We start from the raw sequence: 17,066 nt of genomic DNA, 5'->3' as shown, positions 1-17,066 counted from the left end.
GTCGTGACAGCGGTTTTTTAGCCAAATACTTTGATCGAACTTACTAAAAAACCTGAAATAGCCAGATGTGAGGCTAATTTCATTCACGAAAATACCAATAGTCATTAGAGGCAGCTTAAAAGAGCAAAACTCGCATATAGAGATCAATCCACTCGGCTCCCCAGATCCAAGCGATCGCCCCACCCAAGGCCAGGAATGGGCCAAAAGGCATTGCTTGCATGGGTTTGAGGGTGCCGCGCCAACGCCCAATCCCCCCCGCGATTGCACCACTCAGGCAAGCAAGGAACAGTGCCAAAAGGAGTTTGGGCCCGCCCAGCCAAACACCCAACAGCGCCAACAACTTGCTGTCACCGCCCCCGAGCACCGGCTGCCGCAGAGCGAATTCTCCCAGCCAGCGAAATAGATCACTCAGCCATAGCGCCGCGATCGCCACAAACAAGGACCAGAACAGGGTCACGGGCCAGGTTGCGGGTGCGATCGCCAACTGAAAAGCCACACCCACCGCCAGCCCCGACGCCGTCAAGACATTGGGTAGGGTCATCGTATCGAGGTCTATGACACTGAGCGCAAGCAACCACGAGAAAAAAATCCAGCCGCCGAGCGTGGCCGCAGACCAGCCAAACTGCACCGCCAGCAGGACGAACAGAGCAGCAGTTAGGGCTTCAACAATTGGGTAGCGAGCGGGAATCCGATGCTGGCAGAAATGGCAACGCCCCCGCAGCTTTAGCCAGCCAACAACCGGCAGATTATCTTGCGGCCGCAGCGATCGCCGGCAGTAGGGACAGCGGGAGGGGGGATGCAGCAGTGACAGACCGAGGGGCAATCGGTAGATCACCACATTTAAAAAGCTCCCGATCGCGGCTCCCAAAACTGCGACAAACAGCAGCGCAACGGCTTCAAACATGATGGCTAGGCGTCAGCTTGCAGCTGATCGAGGGGCACAAAAAATTCTTGGGGCAGCAAAATGGGACGCCGACCAAAAACCACATCACCCCGCCCCGATCGCCGATTGAGCGCGACTCCAACGGGTCGCTGCTCGCTGTCAGGATGCGCCGCAAAGTAGGCGCGATAGATTTTGCGGGCTTCCCGTAGCAGGTTAAGTTGGCCGCTGCGATCGCTGGCGGGGCCAAGCCGTGGAATCTCCAGACTCATCGCTTTCTATCCTCTGTCGCCTCCCATGGAAGCATACAGTTGCAACGATCGCTGCTATCTGAGGCGATCGCCATCCGCAGCCCCAATCTGAAGCCCGCGGATGGTGAATCGGACGGGTTTAGAGGGGCACCACGGGGCATTCCGCAAAGTTTTTCGACCAAACTTCGGGATGAGCAGTGAGGTGTGACTGGAGTTCAGTCGGCAGATTCCACTGATTGGGATGGGGCAGGTCAGCGCCGGTGGGTTGGGCACCGCAGTATGGACGACTGCCAGGTTTATCGAGGTACTGCTGGTGGTACTCCTCTGCAAAGTAGAAGGTCGGCGCGTCAATGATCTCAGTGGTGATAGCACCGTAGCCCTTGGCTTTTAAGACTGCTTGATAGGCTGCTTGAGAAGCCAGCGCAATCTGCTTTTGCTCGGGCGTGTAGCAGTAAATGCCAGAGCGATACTGTGTGCCGCGATCGGGTCCTTGACCCATCCCTTGGGTGGGATCATGGCTTTCCCAAAAGGCTTTGAGTAGGTCGGCATAGCTGATGCGATCGGGATCGTAGGCCACCCGCACAACTTCGTTATGACCGGTCATGCCGCTGCAGACCTCACGATAGTTGGGGTTGGGCGTTAGGCCGCCAGCGTAGCCCACCGCTGTGGAATAGACGCCGGGCAACTGCCAAAACTGTTTCTCGGTTCCCCAGAAGCAACCGTTACCAAAGAGAGCAAGTTGAATCCCGACTGGGAAAGGGCCATCCAGCGGAGTCCCAAGCACAAAGTGTTTTGCCGGCACCAGCATCGCTTGTGCACGACCCGGTAAGGCTTCCTCTGGAGTTGGGAGACCGGTTTTCTTGCCAAACAGTCCAAACATTGTGCGATCGCAGGAATGTGCTTCTCCACTCTGCCACTTCTCTCCGGTTGGCTAGGGCCGCGACGATAGCAGAGCAACCAGGGGCTTCAGGCGGCCGTCTCGCTCGATCCAAACCAAGATCGACTGCGATTCGCGATCGCGACAAGCACCAGCATCATTGGCACTTCCACCAACACGCCAACCACTGTGGCGATCGCAGCGCCGGACTGCAGACCAAACAGACTGATCGCTACAGCGACTGCCAGCTCAAAGAAGTTCGAAGTCCCGATTAAGGCAGCAGGAGCAGCCTGACCGTGGGGCAGCTTCCAACGCCACGCCCACCCGTAAGCGATCGCAAAAATCAGCAGACTTTGCAGCAAAATCGGTACAGCGATGAGGGCGATCGTTTGAGGCTGCGCCAAAAAAGTCGAAGCCTGAAAGCCGAACAACAGCAGCACGGTTAGCAGCAGCCCCAGAGTCGAAAACGGTTTGCAGGCGCGATCGAACTGGCGGAGCGCGGCAGATCCTCGTTTTAGTAATCGACTGCGAAGACCTTGCGCTACTAACAGCGGCACCGCCACATAGAGCAATACAGAACCAAGCAGCGTCGGCCAAGGCACAGTGATTGCAGCCAGACCCAGCAACAGCGCCGTGATTGGGGCGTAGGCAACCACTGTCACGAGGTCATTGACCGCTACTTGAATCAGCGTGAAGGTCGGATCGCCTTGCGTCAGGCGACTCCAGACGACGACCATCGCCGTACAAGGTGCAGCCCCGAGGAGAATTAAGCCCGCGATCGCCGATTCCGCCAGTTGTGGATCGAGCCAATCCCGAAAGATCCAGCCGAGGAATAGCCAGTCCAGCAGTGCCATTGTGAATGGCTTAATTGCCCAGTTGACCGCCAGCGTGACGATAAAACCCTTGGGCTGGCGACCGAGTTGCTTGGCCGCACCCAAATCGACATCGACCAGCATCGGCAGAATCATGCACCAGATCAACACGGCGATCGGCAAGTTGATCTGCGCAATTTCCCAGCGGCTTAAACCGGCAAAGAAAGCAGGGAATCGCTGGCCCAGTAGCAGTCCCAATCCGATCGCGATCGCCACCCAAAGACTGAGCCAGCGTTCAAAGAAACCCAAGCGGGGGGCGCGATCGCAGGAAACAGTCATAGGAGTGGGGCTTGTGTTGTAGAAAACAGGCTGGCATTGCTTATCAAGATAATTTGATGAGTAGTGCAACTGTCAAGGAATGACGCCATGCGCGTTGGCATCAATGGTTTTGGACGGATCGGTCGCTTGGTGCTGCGAGCTGCTTGGGACTGGCCTGAGCTGGAGTTTGTCCAGATCAATGAACCCTACGGTGAGGCTGCTGCTGCCGCTCATTTGTTGGAGTTTGACTCCAGCCAGGGGCGCTGGTCGCGCGAGATCACAGCGACGGTAGACAGTCTGACGATTGAAGGGCGATCGCTGCATTACAGCCGCGCCAAGGAGCCGACCGCGATCGACTGGGCAGCTCAGGGTGTCGAGCTGGTGTTGGAGTGTAGCGGTCAGTTTCGGACGACAGAGAAACTAGAGCCGCATTTTCAAGCTGGCGTCCAAACGGTGATTGTTTCTGCGCCCGTGAAAGAAGCGCTGAACATCGTTGTAGGTGTCAACGACGATCGCTACGACCCCAGTCAGCATCGTTTGTTAACCGCTGCTTCTTGCACAACTAACTGTCTGGCCCCCGTTGTCAAAGTCCTGCGGGAAGCGATCGGGATTCGCCACGGCTTGATCACCACGATTCACGACCAAACGGCGACGCAATCAATCGTGGATTCCTATCACAAAGACTTACGGCGATCGCGCGCGGCGGGTCAATCACTGATTCCGACTTCAACTGGATCTGCCACGGCGATCGGGCTAATTTTTCCGGAATTGCAAGGCAAACTCGACGGTCTAGCCGTGCGGGTGCCGCTGCTCAATGCTTCCTTGACCGATGCGGTGTTTGAACTGGAGCGCGAGACTTCGGTGGCGGAGGTCAGCGGCCTGTTTCAAGCGGCTTCCAGTGGTTCACTGCAAGGAATCTTGGGCTACGAAGAGCGGCCACTGGTTTCGGTGGACTATCGCGGCGATGCCCGATCGGCGATCGTGGATGCACTGTCCACACGCGTGATTAACGGCACGCAGGTCAAAGTTTTGGCTTGGTACGACAACGAATGGGGCTACAGCAATCGCCTGGCTGAACTGGCTCGCAAAGTCGCGAGGGCGGCAGTATGAGTTCCGCATCCGAAGCGATCGCGCTGCGCCGCTATGCCCTAGTGACCTTGGCTTACTGGGGCTTCACGATTACCGATGGGGCGCTGCGGCTGCTCGTCCTGCTCTACTTCAATCAAATCGGCTACAGTCCGCTGGCAATCGCCAGCCTGTTCCTGCTCTACGAAATCTTCGGCATCGTCACTAACTTTCTGGGCGGCTGGATTGGGGCGCGTTTTGGCCTCAAACTGACGCTCTACGGTGGGGTGACCCTGCAAATTGCAGCGCTACTGCTGTTATCGGGGCTGAATCGCGATTGGCCGATGTGGGGCGCGATCGCTTGGGTGATGGCGGCACAAGCCCTCTCTGGCATCGCCAAAGACCTTACCAAGATGAGCGCCAAAAGTGCGATTCGGCTTGTGGTGCCGCGACAGGCTGAAGGTCGCCTGTTCAAATGGGTGGCGGTCCTTACCGGCTCAAAAAATGCGCTGAAGGGCGTGGGCTTTTTTATCGGCAGCTGGTTGCTCGCAAGTTTGGGCTACCAAGGTGCCCTGCATTTCCTCGCGCTGGGTCTGAGCCTAGTCTTGATCAGTAGCTTCGGTGTTCCCGCCAACCTCGGCCAACTGAAGCGCAAGCCAAAGTTCAAGCAACTCTTCTCCAAATCTCAGGGCATCAATATTCTTTCTGCCGCTCGCTTTTTCCTGTTTGGGGCGCGGGATATTTGGTTCGTTGTCGCTTTGCCGGTCTTTCTGCGCACCGAGCCGCCGCTGGGACTGGGCTGGAGTTTCACACAGACGGGTGGTTTTCTGGCGCTCTGGGTGATCGGCTACGGCTTGATTCAGACAAGCGCCCCGCCTCTCTTGCGCTGGCTGGAAGCCGGTCGGCCACCAAGTCCGCAGACCGTGCAGCGCTGGGGCAGTGGTCTAGCGATCGCACCCGCTGGGATGGCGATCGCCCTGCAATCCGGTTGGGCGGCAGGGCCTGTCGTGATTGTGGGACTGGCCTTGTTTGGTCTGCTGTTCGCCGTCAATTCCGCCGTGCATTCATATCTGGTGCTAGCCTACAGCGCTGATGATCAGGTCGCGTTGGATGTGGGCTTCTACTACATGGCGAATTCTGCGGGACGACTAGCCGGAACCGTACTATCTGGGGCAATTTTCCAGTGGTTGGGGCTGACCGGTTGCCTCTGGGGATCGGCACTGATGGTGACTGTGGCGGCTGCGATCGCCCTTGCCTTACCCGCTTTACCCACAACACCCTCGGCTACTGTCACGAGCTGAGTCGTAACTTGTGAGCCGTCGATCAACGTGGCAGCCTGAAGGAATTGCGCTGCGCTGATCATGTCCGCTGCTCCCCCAACTTGGACGCCCGTTCCCACGGACGACGGCTCCTACACGTTTTACTCTGAGACCTTTCAGGAGACCTTTCACAGCCGCGAGGGCGCCCGTCAGGAAGCAGAACAAAAATATGTGCAGCAATTGCAGATCGGTACTTGGGCCGCCCAGCGATCGCCCCTACGGATTTTGGATGTCTGCTACGGGCTGGGTTACAACACTGCAGCGGCTTTGGAGTCGGTTCTCGCAGCCGGTGATGGGCGCTTGCAATGGCTGGGCTTGGAACTGGATCCGACCGTCCCGCAGGCTGTCGTCAGTAGCGAGTTGATCGAGGAGTGGTCGCCGCCGGTGCAACAGATGCTGCGGGATCTGGCCCAGACCGGCTGTCACGACAGCGATCGCTTTCAGGGGCAACTACTTTGGGGCGATGCCCGCCAGACAATCCAAGAGGCGATCGCCCAGAACTTTCAAGCGGACGCTATTTTCCTCGATCCCTTTTCGCCTAAACGCTGTCCGCAACTCTGGACGGTGGAGTTTTTACAGCTCGTGGCTCGCTGTTTAGCACCCCAGGGACGACTGGTCACCTACTGTCGCGCTGCCGCTGTCCGCACTGCTCTACAGCTGGCTGGCTTACAGATCACCAACCTGCCCGCCCCTGCTTCGGCCTTTGCCCATCGCTGGTCCTTGGGCACGATCGCCGCTTGGGAGCCACTCCCTCCCCTGTCTCAAGCTGAGCAGGAGCACTTGCACTGCCGCGCTGCCGTCCCCTACCGCGATCCAACGTTGCAGGATACCGCCGAAGTCATTCGCCAACGCCGCGATCGTGAGCAACAACAGAGCAAGCTGGAATCGACTAGCGCTTGGCGGCGTCGCTGGGGCTTACAGGCTGGGAATGACAGCTAAGCAGGCTTAACCCTCACTGGGGATTCGTGTCAGGATACGGGCGACCCCTCAATAAGGCTGAATTCCCATGGCGATCGCAGTTGGTGATGTCGCGCCCGATTTTTCACTGCCCGCGCAGGATGGCACAACCGTTTCCCTGAGCGACTTTCGGGGCCAAAAGCCAGTTGTGCTCTACTTTTACCCTAAGGACGACACGCCGGGCTGCACGATCGAAGCTTGCAGCTTCCGCGATAGCTACACGGCTTTTCAGGAAGTGGGCGCTGTGGTGCTAGGAGTCAGCAGTGACTCAATCGATTCGCACCAGCGCTTTGCCCAGAAATACAACTTGCCCTTCCAACTGCTGAGCGATGCAGGCGATCGCCTCCGTCAAACCTATGGCGTGCCCAAAACCCTGTTTGTGATTCCGGGTCGCGTCACTTATGTGATCGACAAAGAGGGCAAGGTGCGCCACATTTTTGATTCACTCTTGAATGCCCAAGCGCACATCCAGGAATCGCTGAACATTCTGCGATCGCTCTAGGGGATCTACAGAAAAGACCGCAGGGGGTTCACCCCTTGCGAATTCCTAGCGCACCAAACTAATCGAAGCAATTTTCCAGATGTTGTTCTCGCGCACGAGCTGGTAGCGGATCACCAAGCCCAAATCTCGGCGCGTTTCGAGCAGCTGGTCGCCTCGATAGACCTGCTCAACTTCATCGACCTTGGCTTGGACTACTGCTCGTTGATCACCGTCACTGAGCTGAACTGAGTCGACGGTTAACTTGTGATCGAACTGTGATGTGAGCTGGGTGTTGGCCTGCTGGCTAGAAAAACCCTGCCAAGTCTGCAGAACCTCACCGGTCAGCACCGTCGCTAAGCGATCGCGATCGTATTGAGGCCCCAAGGCTGCAGCTTTAGCGGCCAACCAGTTTTGCAACACAGTTTCAGCCTGAGCCCGATCGAGGGCAACGGTAACTGGCGCGGGCGAAGGGGCAGGTACCGCCTCAGGCAGCGTTTGAACCACGGGGGGCGGGGTCGGCGGGGTGGAATTGGAACGCGATCGCCAAGCCCAAACCCCTGTTCCACCGCCGAGAACCACCACAACCCCCAAACCAATCCAGGGCAAGGGCAAGCGTTTGGCCGTGCGAGCAGGACGTTCGGAGCGATCGCGGCGACGGCGGCGAGGGGGTGGAGCTACACCAGGCGTTGCTGGGGTCGGCAGTTCCTTGGCCAGCAACGACGATCGCACCTCAAGCGGCTCAACGGGTAGCGGCGTTGGCATCAAATCGGACGGCAACTCCACGATCGCATCCAGATAGGTCTGGACATCGGGGTCGTCAAAGTAGGGCTGCAGCGGCGCAGTCCTTTCCTTGAGGTCGCGGAAATCCGGAAATACCTTGGTCGCTAGCCAGGTTTCCGTGAATCGGCACAAACCGACGATCAGGGCTTCCCCTTGGGCTAGGGCACGGATTTGGCTGAGGGTTTCCTCATCTTGGCTCTGGACGAGTAGCGCCTCAGCTTCTTCGGGCTGTCCGAGCAATAGGCTGGCGATCGCCTGTTCGATGTGCACATCCATGCGGCTCTTGAGTTCATGCAAGAGCAAGCTGGCGCGATGGATCAACGAGGGTTGGTGATCGCAAAAGCCCCGCGCAATCAGGGTGTAGCAGGCAAAAAAGCTCGCAGCCGGCGAGGGCCGACGCGCTTCCGATTCAAACAGCAACTGCTGTTCAGCCAGGGTCAGATAGCCGCGAATTTGCTGGAGAAACATCAAAAAGTTATCAAGGGTCAGCCCCGAGCCATCATCCCCAGGGCCTTCAATGCCCTGCCGGTCGTCCAACATCGCCTGCAACAACAGCAAACCCTGCTGGCGATCGCTATCGGCAGTCAAGGGCTGGGCCAACCGCTCCAAAATGCGATAGGGCCGTAGCTGTCCTTGTTCTTGGTGCAGGGTTCGACTCAGTTCAGGAAAGCGCTGATGATCGGCTAGGGCAGACTGGCTGCGGCCAAAGTGCTGGGCGGCCTGTTCGTACAGACCCTGCTGACGGCATTCTCGACCGAGGGATTGCTGGGATAGTGCGATCGCCAAGGCGATATCACCCCGCGCGAACTGATCGCGTACTTCTGCGCTCGCGTCGTAGTCTGGCAGGAGTTCCTCAGCCAGTTGCGAAACGCGATCGTATTCCCCCAATTCCAGCAGGATCAGCAGGGCTCCAATTCGCTGCCAGTCTTCGAGTTCTAGGCTTGGTTCAATCGCTTCCAGACCGCCCTGAAAAAAGCGGCGATCGTAGCGATCGCGCTGTTCGGGATCACTCAGCTCAGCAATCGCTGCTTCGAGGAGTTGCCGCCGCGCCTGCAATGCCAGCTCTGAAAACTCATGGGAGGGCGATTGGTTGAGGCGATCGCGGTAGCTTTCGGCAAGTTTGTCTGCCGAGGCTTGCACGCCAACACAGAGAATTCGGTAGTAATCGAGAGGAATACGCACAGAACACCCACCAGATCCGGATCGCCAGCTTGAGCCGACTTCATCATCCCAACTTGACCGTCAACTTACCAATTCTGTTGAGTGATCGGCGTTATCTCCGTAGCAGACACAGGGGGATGTGATCGGGAATACGCGACGGAAAACCCTATTCTTGAGAGCCAGAAGCACCAACTCTTATCCCAGCGATCGGTTACTCGACCCCACAGGCAAGCCCCAGAAAGGCAACCGCTGTCAGCGACAGACTGGTGTTAACCGGCACAGCGCCGCCGACAGACTGCTTTAATCTAAGGAATGGCGATGCTTAGCCTTTAGTCGGCAAGCTCGTGCTCTATCACCGGAACGCCGCCGCTATGGTTCAGGAACGTACACTGCCTAGTTTTCAGGCTTCTCAGGCTCAGGTCAGTCGCGAGGAAGGCCTGCGCATCTATGAGGACATGGTTCTAGGCCGCACCTTCGAGGACAAGTGTGCGGAGATGTATTACCGCGGCAAGATGTTTGGCTTCGTCCACCTCTACAACGGGCAAGAGGCGGTTGCCAGCGGCATTATCAAGGCCATGCGATCAGATGACTACGTCTGCAGCACCTATCGCGATCACGTCCATGCCTTGAGTGCGGGCGTCCCTGCCCGTCAGGTGATGGCGGAACTCTTTGGGAAAGAGACCGGCTGCAGTCGCGGTCGGGGCGGCTCGATGCACTTGTTCTCGGCTGAGCACAATTTGCTGGGCGGCTTTGCCTTTGTAGCTGAAGGGATTCCCGTCGCTACGGGTGCAGCATTTACTACGGCCTACCGCCGCAATGCCTTGGGCGACACCAGCGCAGATCAAGTCACAGCCTGTTTCTTCGGTGATGGCGCGGCTAACAACGGCCAGTTCTTCGAATGCTTGAACATGGCGACGCTCTGGAAGTTGCCGATCCTGTTTGTGGTAGAGAACAACAAATGGGCGATCGGGATGTCCCATGAGCGGGCAACCTCCGATCCGGAAATCTACAAAAAAGGCCCTGCCTTCGGCATGCCCGGCGTCGAAGTCGACGGGATGGATGTCTTGGCAGTCCGCGCCGTGGCACAAGAGGCGATCGCGCGGGCAAGAGCGGGTGAAGGCCCGACACTGATTGAGGCATTGACCTATCGCTTCCGGGGCCACTCGCTGGCGGATCCGGATGAACTTCGCTCAAAAGAAGAGAAAGAGTTCTGGTTGGCTCGCGATCCGATCAAACGCTTTGCGGCACATCTAACGGAGTTCAATCTGGCAACTCACGAAGAACTGAAAGCAATCGATAAGAAGATCGAAGCTTTGGTTGCTGAGGCGGTGGAATTTGCGATCTCCAGCCCTGAACCGAAGCCGGAAGAGCTGACCCGCTACATCTGGGCAGAAGACTAAGCCGAGGTCTGACGACAAGCTAGCGATCGCATCAACCCTCCCAGCCGGAAGGAAAACGGTGCGATCGCTTTTTTTAGAACTCAAGCTGTTTCGCTGGGATGGAAATAGCCCCAAATTTGCTGGGCAAGAACTGCGCCAATACCGGGCACTTCGGCAATTTGTTCAGGCGTTGCCAATCGCAAATAGTCAATTGAACGGAAGTGAGCCAGCAGCTCTTTCTGGCGCTTGTGGCCCAACCCCGGAATGTCATCCAAGCGCGATCGCCGCATCCGTTCCGTTCGTTTCTGGCGATGAAAACTAACCGCAAAGCGGTGGGCTTCATCGCGCAGCCGCCGGAGTAATTGGACGCCCGGTTGTTCGGCATCCGTTGGCAGCGGATCGGAAGCTCCTGGCAAGAAAATTTCCTCACGCTTCTTAGCCAAGCTGCAGAGCTTGACATCCTCCAGCAGATTCAGATTGCGCAGAACTTCGACAACAGCTGAGAGTTGTCCTTTACCGCCATCAATCATCACCAGATCGGGGAAATCTGCGAGGTCATCCGGTCGCAATAAACTACCTTGTCGTTGTTCACTGGGTGCCAAGGATTCACCTCGGGCCTTCGCCTCCGCAAACTTGCGGAAACGCCGGTGGAGCACCTCCGCTAAACTGGCGAAGTCATCGGAATGACCGGCGCGAACTTCAGGGTTGCGAATCTTGTAGCGGCGATAGTGTTGCTTGGCGGGTAAGCCATCAATGAAGACCACCTGCGAAGCCACCGCATCCGACCCTTGAATGTGGGAAATATCGTAGCCTTCAATTCGTCGAGGTAACTCGGGCAAATCCAACAGATCCGCCAGATCAATCAGTGAGGCAGTATGGCGTTCTGCCGACTGCTGAGTTCTGGCCAGTTCGTACTCTGCATTGCGCTCGACCATGGCGATGAGGTCAGCTTTGATCTGCCGTTGTGGAGACAGGATCTCGACTTTGCGGCCCCGCCGCTCCGAGAGCCAAACTTCTAGCAATTCTGCTTCAGGGAGGTCGTGCTGAACGAGGACTTCTTGAGGAATTTCCACCGAATCAACGCTGGCGTAATGCTCTTCTAACACCCGTTGCGCGATCGCAGCAGCACTACCCGATTGAGCATCCGCCACAAACCCTAGTCGACCGACTAACTTACCCGCCCGAATCTGAAAGAGTTGGATGCAAGCATGCTGCTCATCCATTGCCAGCGCGATCGCATCTCGCGAGATTCGGTCATCCGGGAGCTGCACTTTCTGCTCCGCCCCTAAGCCTTCCAGGCCACGAATTTGATCACGAATTTTCGCTGCTTTTTCAAACTCTAAATTCTCGGCTGCCTGCAGCATTTGCGCTTCGAGCAGCTCCACTAATTCGCTGCTGCGCCCTTGGAAGATCATCGCGACTTTCTGCAGTGTCTTGCGATAGTCATCCGGTCGGATTAACGACTGACAGACCCCTGGGCAGCGACCAATGTCGTAATTCAGGCAAGTGCGATCTTTGAACAGCGGTTGGGGTCGCTGCCGCAGCGGAAACAAACGCTTGACTAAAAAGAGTGTGTGGCGCAGTAAGCGCGTATCAACGTAGGGGCCGTAGTAGCGATCGCGACTATTCCCTAGTCGCCGTTTGCGAGTGATAAAAATACGAGGATAGTCATCGCTCCAAGTGATGCAGAGATAGGGATATTTCTTGTCGTCCTTGAGCAGGACATTGAAATGGGGCTGATGCTGTTTAATCAGGTTTGCTTCGAGAGCAAGTGCCTCAGCTTCTGTATCGGTAACAATAATTTCGATTTCACAAACTTGCCGCACCATCAAATTGATGCGGGGGTTAAGCCGCTCGAGGTCACGGAAATAGGAACGCACCCGCGATCGCAGCTTTTTGCTTTTGCCGATGTAGAGAATGCGATCGCTGGCATCACGCATGAAATAAACGCCGGGCTCAGCCGGTAGCTCCCGCAATCGCGCTTCCAGGCGATCGGGTTGCTTCAGCAGTGGCATTGGCGTCGCAGCGATCATCGGGCAATCCCTTAACCGCCTTTTACTCTAGCGATCTTGATCCCGATCGCTGACCCCACAGCACTAGTCCGCAATTTGCCAGCGCACGTAGGGACGGCCGTCCAGAATGGCTCGTTGGCTGATCCGAGAGGGATTGGCTGGCGTATCGGCAGGTAGTTCGACCCGAAAAGTGAGGCGACCCGCCTTCCAGACCAAGCGATAGGGGAAGTCGGCACTGGGCCGCACTTCTGCGACACAGGAAGCAAAATCAGGCAGCAACGGCGCTTGATATTCAGCGGTCTTGGCAGTTCCAGTCACATAGCGCGATCGCCCCGCCGTAGCCGTCGTCTCTGGGATTACCAGATGCTCCCCGCCTCCTTCATACCAGCGCCAACTCGTCGTGAGTTGAATTTGAGTGGGGCAATTGCCTTGGAGTCGCTGCACGGGTCGCTGCTGTCGCAGGTTACCTGAACCCGTGACTGTGTCAGCGTTAGCCGGCGGCCCAGACACGACCAGCAGTAGCGCCAACAGAGGCCAGCGCAATCGAGCCTGAAATGCAGTCATGGGCTTATCTGAGGGCGATCGATGCTCTCAGTTTGCAGCGGGAATATAGTGGGCAGCAGAAATTTGAAGAACGATTGAGTTGTGAGTTACCAACCGCGATCGCCCCTCGATGCTGACTAAGGCACCCAACGCGGACGAACCCCTTGGAGGGACAGAGCCTTGGGGAGTGGCAGTTGAGTCTCCGCTTGGGCTAGTTGGCTGCCAGGTGGCGACAGCGGCAACACCCACAATTGACTACTGACACTCTCAACCGCTGAACGGTTAACTGCAGTCTTGTCTGGGGCGATCGGCTGATCAAAAATGACCGCTAATCCATCCGGGGCTAAGTCGAGGCTGACCGGCCCTTCACGCGGAATTTTGAGGAGTAGGGTGCCGGTGGGCTTATCAGCCTGGAGGTCAAAGGCAATCAGCGAGAGAAATTCCGCATCATCGCTGTCGCTAAGCAGGCTATAAATCGCCTTGCGGTTGGGAGAGAAGTCAGCACTGAGGATTTCCCCATCAACGCTGCGCAGTTCGCGACGGTTGCCAGCGCTGTCCACCCAAAATAATGACTGGCTAAAGTCGGAGTTAAAACGGACAGTCGCAGCTTGCGTGCCATCTCGACTAAAGCCCAACACACGCCCAAATTGGGGCAAGAAATCGAGGGGTTGACTCCCAGGTTCGAGGGGCAGTACAGCCAAGCCCTGGCCTTGGGCAATAACCAAGGAGTTGTTGTCTGGGGCAATGCGAAACTCACCGCCCGGATCCCGCTGAATGACACTGGGGTCGCCCTCAGCAGGCAGCTTCCAGAGTTCTAGGGCAGCATTAGCAATCTTTTTGTTGCTGCGCAGCACGATAATCGTCTGCCCATCGGCGGAGAGGTCGAAGGCAAGGTTTTGATAGTCGTTGCTGCTGAGGATTTCTTGAACTTCGCCGCCCCGCGATCGCGGCTGACAAGGGCCAGGTTCTGGATTGCAGTAGTTGAGGCCAGTGGTAACGCTGTAGAGCGCCGCCGCTGCGATCGTGGCGCTTTCTTGGCGAGGAATTGCACTAAACAAAATGCGATCGCCGTGGGGATAGGGCAGAAAATCAAGCACCACCCAATCGGGAGGCGTCAATATTTGCTGTTGCTGACGCGTCAGGTTATAGAGCAGCAGTCGCCCTTCTTCTTCCCCCTCAATTCCGAGATAGGCAAAGGCACGATCGTGGGTCCGGAACTTGGCCTCAAACGGTGTGAGGCTACGGGCAGGCGATCGCTTTTCCTGACCGCTAGCCATCTGCACCTGATACTCCAAGCCGTAGGGCAGCGGTAATTCCGGCGTGAATGCCAAGCGCCGACCTGCCCAGCTAAACCGGCCAGGGAAGGTTGGTGTGAGTTCAAACGATGACTCGATGGAAGCCGGTTCCATCGGACGGCTAAAGGTGAACAACATCGCGGTGGCGTCGGCTCCCACAGCGCGATCGGCCCAGTTGAACCAACGCACCGTCGGTCGGCTGCGATCGCCCACGGTCACTAGGACGAGACTGCAGAAGAACAGGACCAGCAAAGCTGCGATCGCCCGTCGTTCAAAGGGAAGTCGAAACCACACGCGTAGACAAAAGAAAAGAACAGCAGCATGACCAGCCCACTCTAGCAGTCCGCTCTAACGGTCTTCAGAGGCTGGCTCGCTGAAGGCCGGAGTGGCACCAATGCTGATCCCGGCGTCCGCTAAGCTACGAAAAACACAGCCGATAGTCTTGTCATGCCTCCACGCTGGCCCCGCGAACCCGACCCCAACGATCCGGCCTACCGTCGCCTCGAAAATCGCATCAACTTTGCCCTGCACATCGCCCTGTTTTCAGCAATCAATTCTGGGCTGTGGTTTTTTCAACAGCTCGGGCATCCGTTTGAGCATCTCTCGACGGTGACGCTGCTCTGGTTTGCCGGTTTGGGCCTACATGCGATCTTTATTTGGCGCGATCGTCCGGATAAATCTGAAGCCCAGTGAAGAAATTCACGATCGCTCCAAGGAGGAGGCTAGGGTAGGGGGGCAAAAACCCCTGACACCGCTATGAGCTATGCCATCTCAACCGAGCTGCTCGAACAATTGGCAGCTGAAATTGGCGATCAAATCTATCTCGATATTGCTCAGTGGCATCTCTACCTCGATGATGCAAAGCTCAGCCGACGACTGGCAGAACTTCTGCTTCCTTCGTTGGAGCAAGGCCAGATTGATGAAAACACGGTCATGACGACCTTGAGTCAGTTTCCCGTCAAAGTTGGCGGCGGTCGCCGTCAAATTTCACTGCTCGACCTGATTCCTATGTCCTGCGTCACAGCGCTGATTGAAGTTCTTGAAGAGTTTTATAAACGACTGTGAGCAGCGGCTAGAACCTTCTATATTTGGCGATCGCACGATTTGCTGCTGTTCCTGCCCTGATTGCTTCTAAACGATCATGATTCTGATTGAAATTACCAATCCCCATGAAATCATCCGCCAGCGGGTCGGAAAGTTAGCAGCCAAATTGATCAATGTTGTTGCGGATGAATTGCCCCAAGTTGAGAAAGTTCTGATTGAAGAACTGGCCAAGGAACTCGATCAGTTTGGAATTAAAGCGAATTTCTATAGCGTCAACAATCTCGACATGCGCAATGGCGGCCGTCTAGAAATCTCAGTCCCCGTTCACCACGAGAAGATGATCTCTTGATTTCAGGATTCCCATCGCGCTCCCAATGCGAGTCTTGCGATCGCGGGGTATTTCTGCGCAGCAACCCTCAGTTTTCTGAGGTAATCGGGTCCACGGCGATCGCTCATCTCGCCCCAATTCACGCTGTTGCTACCAGTCTTCTTAGGGGTTAATCCGCTCTAGAGTGGTCAGCAGCGTAGGCCCTGCCCATGAAATTGACCATCTCTTTAGAGGGTGAACCCGCCGCGATCGAGAGTGTGCTCGTGATGGTGTTGCGTCACCTCCGCAATGGTCAGGGCATTCAGTTTTCAACCGCTATTCACCCTGAGAGTGGTCAGGGTTTGGAGGGGCTGGTGGAGATGCAAGCCCCCGAGGAAGAGCTTGCCTTTTGGCGGGAAGCCCTGACACTCCTCGATCAAGCTGAGCTGTTGCGGCTACAGGGGACTGAGTTTGCAGACTGGCTCCGCGATCGCCTCAAAGCGATGGATATTCCACTGGAGCGCAAAGTCTCGACCTACGCGCAACTGTGCACGCTAGAGCGCGAACAGTCCCCCCTGAGTCCGCTAACCTAGGCCATGGCTGGAGTCTGAGCGCGGAATTGAGTACAATCAAGCAGTGATTGCTGGGACTGCTTCGTCTCCGGTTATTGCGCAGCCAACCTTGGAGAGGTGGCAGAGTGGTCGAATGCGAACGACTTGAAATCGTTTGAACCGCAAGGTTCCGTGGGTTCGAATCCCACCCTCTCCGTTTCCCGCTTGTTCCGTTACTGCCGCGACTCCGATGCGTGCTTGGATCCAAGGGAATGTCCTCTATATCCATGAGGAAGATGCGCCAACCTATCGCAAGACTGGTGGCATGGTGCGGAATTCCTATTTTTGGGCACTAAAGTCAATCGCTGCTCGCGCCCGCCGCGATCGCCCTTGGGAATTTGAAGCTGAAATTTGGCCCGCCCTCCAGCGAATGTTGCTTTCATTTTTAGAATCTGGCTATCTCTCGCTGACAGAAGTGCAATTGAGCTTTAAGACCGACCAACCAATTCCTGAGAACCTGCGATCGGTTTCTACGTGTCTCGAGGAGTCTCAAGATGGCGAAGAGGCAGCAAGCGATCGTAAGTCACAATAATTGCCTCCGTCAGCAGCACTCTCTTCAGGCATGAGCGCCATTTTCAATCGCTTTAATCCTCGTAGGTCGCCCAAGAATTCGGTGTTTCTGAGACTGCAACCTTGAGCTGGGTACCCGGCGGCAGCATATTTTTTGTCTTGTCGTGGATGTACTTCGCAATCATTTCCGCCGTCGTCTCATACTCAGGCGGCATCACCTCATTGAGGACACAGTGATCGAGTCCTCCCTTGGTGACATCTTTTTTAGCCCAGCGTAATGTCCGAAAATCCGCCACCATCACTGGATGGGGGCAGTATTCAGAGGGGCTGAGTTCAGAGGCGATCGCTTCAATCCGCACGTGATAGGTGTGACCATGCATTCGCCCACAAGGACCGTCATAGTCCCGAATGCAGTGGGCGCTACTGAAGTGAAATTCAGTACTCAGAGTCCAACGCGGCATAAA

Annotated in this window: 19 protein-coding genes and 1 tRNA gene; 11 read left to right on the top strand and 9 right to left on the bottom strand. The window is 56.5% G+C overall.

The window, feature by feature from the left end; translation table 11 throughout:
* Positions 1-115: 115 nt before the first annotated feature.
* The 4 genes from SYC_RS11440 to arsB all read right to left on the bottom strand — a co-directional run bounded on the left by SYC_RS11440 (position 116) and on the right by arsB (position 3,159).
* A complete protein-coding gene (locus SYC_RS11440; RefSeq protein WP_011244469.1) occupies positions 116-904 on the bottom strand; it encodes a prepilin peptidase in 789 nt (262 codons plus the stop codon).
* A gap of 5 nt (positions 905-909) precedes the next feature.
* Positions 910-1,152: a hypothetical protein gene (locus SYC_RS11435; RefSeq protein ID WP_011244468.1), complete on the bottom strand. Its 243-nt coding sequence runs from the start codon at positions 1,150-1,152 to the stop codon at positions 910-912.
* Positions 1,153-1,270: 118 nt separating this feature from the next.
* Positions 1,271-2,011: a peptide-methionine (S)-S-oxide reductase MsrA gene (gene msrA / locus SYC_RS11430; RefSeq protein ID WP_011244467.1), complete on the bottom strand. Its 741-nt coding sequence runs from the start codon at positions 2,009-2,011 to the stop codon at positions 1,271-1,273.
* An 86-nt stretch (positions 2,012-2,097) separates the two neighbouring features.
* On the bottom strand, positions 2,098-3,159 hold the full coding sequence (gene arsB / locus SYC_RS11425) for an ACR3 family arsenite efflux transporter (protein WP_011244466.1): 1,062 nt from the start codon (positions 3,157-3,159) through the stop codon (positions 2,098-2,100).
* A gap of 87 nt (positions 3,160-3,246) precedes the next feature.
* Between arsB and SYC_RS11420 the strand changes: the two genes are divergently transcribed.
* The 4 genes from SYC_RS11420 (at position 3,247) to SYC_RS11405 (ending at position 6,981) form a co-directional block, all read left to right on the top strand.
* The gene (locus SYC_RS11420) at positions 3,247-4,248 is read left to right on the top strand and encodes an ArsJ-associated glyceraldehyde-3-phosphate dehydrogenase (protein ID WP_041677042.1); all 1,002 of its coding nucleotides are present in this window, start codon (positions 3,247-3,249) and stop codon (positions 4,246-4,248) included.
* Positions 4,245-5,504, top strand: coding sequence for an organoarsenical effux MFS transporter ArsJ (gene arsJ, locus SYC_RS11415; protein ID WP_011244464.1), 1,260 nt, complete (start codon positions 4,245-4,247; stop codon positions 5,502-5,504). The genes SYC_RS11420 and arsJ overlap by 4 nt, the downstream gene beginning before the upstream one ends.
* Positions 5,505-5,564: 60 nt before the next feature.
* Positions 5,565-6,461 (top strand): tRNA (5-methylaminomethyl-2-thiouridine)(34)-methyltransferase MnmD, encoded by an 897-nt coding sequence (locus tag SYC_RS11410; protein ID WP_011378248.1) that lies wholly within the window; start codon positions 5,565-5,567, stop codon positions 6,459-6,461.
* Between the two features lie 67 nt (positions 6,462-6,528).
* Positions 6,529-6,981 (top strand): peroxiredoxin, encoded by a 453-nt coding sequence (locus SYC_RS11405; RefSeq protein WP_011244462.1) that lies wholly within the window; start codon positions 6,529-6,531, stop codon positions 6,979-6,981.
* A gap of 45 nt (positions 6,982-7,026) precedes the next feature.
* Here SYC_RS11405 and SYC_RS11400 read toward each other — a convergent pair whose 3' ends face one another.
* Entirely contained in the window at positions 7,027-8,922 is a 1,896-nt protein-coding gene (locus SYC_RS11400; protein WP_011244461.1) for an ARC6/PARC6 family protein, read from the bottom strand.
* Between the two features lie 350 nt (positions 8,923-9,272).
* Here SYC_RS11400 and pdhA point away from each other — a divergent pair, with 350 nt between their 5' ends.
* Positions 9,273-10,301: a pyruvate dehydrogenase (acetyl-transferring) E1 component subunit alpha gene (gene pdhA / locus SYC_RS11395; protein ID WP_011244460.1), complete on the top strand. Its 1,029-nt coding sequence runs from the start codon at positions 9,273-9,275 to the stop codon at positions 10,299-10,301.
* Between the two features lie 80 nt (positions 10,302-10,381).
* On the opposite strand, the gene uvrC is transcribed toward pdhA, so the two are convergent.
* The 3 genes from uvrC to SYC_RS11380 all read right to left on the bottom strand — a co-directional run bounded on the left by uvrC (position 10,382) and on the right by SYC_RS11380 (position 14,424).
* Positions 10,382-12,313, bottom strand: a complete 1,932-nt coding sequence (uvrC, locus tag SYC_RS11390) for an excinuclease ABC subunit UvrC (RefSeq protein ID WP_011244459.1) — start codon at positions 12,311-12,313, stop codon at positions 10,382-10,384.
* Between the two features lie 63 nt (positions 12,314-12,376).
* Positions 12,377-12,856: a hypothetical protein gene (locus tag SYC_RS11385; RefSeq protein WP_011244458.1), complete on the bottom strand. Its 480-nt coding sequence runs from the start codon at positions 12,854-12,856 to the stop codon at positions 12,377-12,379.
* Between the two features lie 116 nt (positions 12,857-12,972).
* Complete coding sequence (locus tag SYC_RS11380) at positions 12,973-14,424, bottom strand: Ig-like domain-containing protein (protein WP_011244457.1); 1,452 nt, start codon at positions 14,422-14,424, stop codon at positions 12,973-12,975.
* A 153-nt stretch (positions 14,425-14,577) separates the two neighbouring features.
* On the opposite strand from SYC_RS11380, the gene SYC_RS11375 reads away from it, so the two are divergent.
* The 6 genes from SYC_RS11375 to SYC_RS11350 all read left to right on the top strand — a co-directional run bounded on the left by SYC_RS11375 (position 14,578) and on the right by SYC_RS11350 (position 16,624).
* On the top strand, positions 14,578-14,823 hold the full coding sequence (locus tag SYC_RS11375; protein WP_011244456.1) for a 2TM domain-containing protein: 246 nt from the start codon (positions 14,578-14,580) through the stop codon (positions 14,821-14,823).
* A gap of 63 nt (positions 14,824-14,886) precedes the next feature.
* Positions 14,887-15,195, top strand: a complete 309-nt coding sequence (locus SYC_RS11370) for a DUF3181 family protein (protein ID WP_011244455.1) — start codon at positions 14,887-14,889, stop codon at positions 15,193-15,195.
* Between the two features lie 76 nt (positions 15,196-15,271).
* Positions 15,272-15,523 (top strand): hypothetical protein, encoded by a 252-nt coding sequence (locus SYC_RS11365; protein ID WP_011244454.1) that lies wholly within the window; start codon positions 15,272-15,274, stop codon positions 15,521-15,523.
* A 188-nt stretch (positions 15,524-15,711) separates the two neighbouring features.
* Entirely contained in the window at positions 15,712-16,074 is a 363-nt protein-coding gene (locus SYC_RS11360) for a hypothetical protein (protein WP_011244453.1), read from the top strand.
* Between the two features lie 90 nt (positions 16,075-16,164).
* Positions 16,165-16,249: transfer RNA gene (locus tag SYC_RS11355), tRNA-Ser, on the top strand.
* Between the two features lie 33 nt (positions 16,250-16,282).
* Positions 16,283-16,624, top strand: coding sequence for a hypothetical protein (locus tag SYC_RS11350; RefSeq protein ID WP_011244452.1), 342 nt, complete (start codon positions 16,283-16,285; stop codon positions 16,622-16,624).
* A gap of 52 nt (positions 16,625-16,676) precedes the next feature.
* Here SYC_RS11350 and SYC_RS11345 read toward each other — a convergent pair whose 3' ends face one another.
* Positions 16,677-17,063 (bottom strand): 6-pyruvoyl trahydropterin synthase family protein, encoded by a 387-nt coding sequence (locus tag SYC_RS11345; RefSeq protein ID WP_011244451.1) that lies wholly within the window; start codon positions 17,061-17,063, stop codon positions 16,677-16,679.
* Positions 17,064-17,066 lie beyond the last annotated feature (3 nt).

It is taken from the genome of Synechococcus elongatus PCC 6301 (assembly GCF_000010065.1).
Classification (GTDB): Bacteria; Cyanobacteriota; Cyanobacteriia; order Synechococcales; family Synechococcaceae; genus Synechococcus; species Synechococcus elongatus.
This window is presented reverse-complemented; position numbering and strand designations above follow the sequence as displayed.